Origin of the sequence: Pseudomonas sp. PS01270, assembly GCF_029959775.1 — a bacterium.
In the GTDB taxonomy this organism is placed as follows: Bacteria; Pseudomonadota; Gammaproteobacteria; order Pseudomonadales; family Pseudomonadaceae; genus Aquipseudomonas; species Aquipseudomonas atacamensis.
In genome coordinates, this window is sequence record NZ_JASCPT010000247.1 from 1 (window position 1) to 2,441 (window position 2,441).

The 2,441-nt window shown below is 53.1% G+C and carries 1 protein-coding gene and 1 pseudogene; both read right to left on the reverse strand.

What is annotated here, in order from left to right:
- Positions 1-1,993 (reverse strand): annotated as a pseudogene (locus QMX86_RS27895) (hypothetical protein); the annotation flags it as partial.
- 200 nt (positions 1,994-2,193) lie between these two features.
- Positions 2,194-2,441, reverse strand: a 248-nt coding sequence (locus tag QMX86_RS27900) for a hypothetical protein (protein WP_282387876.1), incomplete at its 5' end; no start/stop codon positions are given.

Sequence of the window (2,441 nt, forward strand, 5' to 3'; positions counted from 1 at the left end):
GGGAAATATCCGGGGCAAAATCCTTGTCGCGCCTGAACTGCCACATGTCACCAATGACGACACCCTGGTGCACAATGCCGGGTTCGTCGCTGTACTCAATGTTCACGGTTGCACCCGGCCAGCACGTACCGCTGAACCTTGGCGAAAGCCCTTCATCTTCAGGGTCGTTCAGGCCTGGGGCTTGCGGCGCGATGGTGACTTTCAGCACAAACCAGTTTGGCGACTGGTGACCGTCGAGAAATTGCTTTATGTGTACCTCACGCTCGAACGACGGTCCCCAGACCGTATAAGCCTTGCTTGACCATTGCCCGCCGTTGACCGCAACTGGAGGCGCTTCGTGATCTCCGCTATTGGGCCTGTGCAGATACACCGTGGCGCCGTTGAAGCCTTTGCCGCTGAAGGTCGGTTGGTAGTCGTTGGTGAATTGCACTTCACTGACATCGGGGAGGATGTTTTTGACTTCGAAGGTCAGCGGGAGCGACTCGATCCAGCCGCTGGCGTTGTCAGCGATTTTTTGAATGACGGTAACGTTGTAGGTACCGACAGTCCATTCCTGCGCTGCGGTGCTCCATGTGCCACTCGGCATCACTTCGGCATTTGCGGGCGTGGGAACGTGCACCGCCCCCCCGTTGACGGTGAACTGGATTTCAGATTTGCGTTTGGAATCGTAATAACCCTTGCCGGAGAAAGTTACTGTAGTTCCAGCGAAGGTGACGGTGGGCTGTTGCAGGGTGGGCGGGCGAATCCTGAAGGCTTGTGGTGCACTGCGTCCGGATGACACGCCATCCAGATCCTGCTCGACAACAAGGCTGATCGCCCCTGGCGGCACTTTGATCATCCCCTCCCACGGCCCGTCTACATCGCTAACGACTTCCCAGCCAGGAACGGAATCATTCGTCAGATCGAAAAATGCTCTCAATCGCGCGCCAGCCAGGCCGTTGGTTCCTTTCAGGAGGAAGTCTGGATCATGGATTGCCAACTCAGGTGGTTTGGATATTGACGGCACACCCATGACTCTGAAAGTCGCGGCCTCAGTATAAAAATGACTGATATTCGGTGATTTGAGTTGAGCGGTAACCGAGAACGTACCACTTACTGGGACCTTTGTTGTCTTAGCCTCCCAACTCGTACCGGCATCTCCGACAGTAATAACGTCGCTCCAATTATCATAGTGATTTGAGTGCCCAACCACTCTGATAACAGTACCCGGCGCAGCCATACCTCTGAAACAAAGCAGATCCTTTGCCAGAACAAACGCATTAGCTGTCGGGTAAGTTATTCGAGCCCGGTAGACTGTTTTATAAGCAGTCCGCTCGGAAACCTTACCAGCGTACATTTGATATGCTTGAAACGTTAGAGAATTTTTGTTTTCCGCCACGGTGACTGGCACTGACCAAGGATCGTAGAAAGCCTCTTCTGCCCCAATCGTACCGCGCCCATCGTCCAGGACAACAGTATAACGGTATATTGCCCCCGTACCCTTGACAGCGAAAGTTGAAGATGTGAAGTTTCGGATTGCACTGATGGTTGGAATGGGCATCCGATAATTGGCGATCTTGTAGGTTTTCAGAACCGGATCACTTGCGTTATCTACATCATAAATATAATCGAACCCCACTGTTACGTTTCTCTGATTGGCGATAATCATTTCTCGATAGGGTTCATCAAGATCGATCCACTCACCGGTCTGGCGAGCACTGCCCGTCAGTTCTCTTACATTACCTTCACCGCTAACCAACGAAAGATAGAATTTTACATTCCCTTCATAACGTCGATTCTCTTTTGCTCTGTACGCTGACACGATGCAAGTAAATGTCGAACCATCGTAGGAGTAGGCATAGCTCACTCGAAGCTGCGCCCACCTACCGTCTTCTTCCGCGTGCAGCTCATGGGTTACAAATGCCACATCCGTTCCGATCTCCTCAGCGCAGACTACCTCTTGTTTCGGGGGCAAGCTGTCGGAAGGATCTTTAATACCATCATCTTGTTCCATGGCCGGATCTCAGAAAGGGCAAGCTGGCTGATAGATAAAACAGGTCACATTCATTGAATACCGATGCGTCGCATCGCTACACCTGTAAAACCTGACAGTCCCGACCAACGGTAACTATTCCACGCCTTAATATGCTTGCGTCCTTCAGCCATTAAACGCGACTGCATCAGCTTGCGTTGTTGCCACACATCACTCAGAGTTCACCAACTTGTACATATGAAACGCCGCCCGGCATGGCTGATCAGGCGCGCGGCTTCGACTTCAAAACGCGCACTGTCCACCCAATCGGACATCGTTGCGTCATCCGCTGCGTCAGTCAGAGTCTGCCGGAATCGGTACCAGTTCCCCCCCAGAGGCAGTGCCCGCGCCGCGTCTCCGCGCCATTGCTCACCGTCCACGGGCAGCTGCGGCACCCATTGCACATCCGGGTTGTACCAACTCACGACGG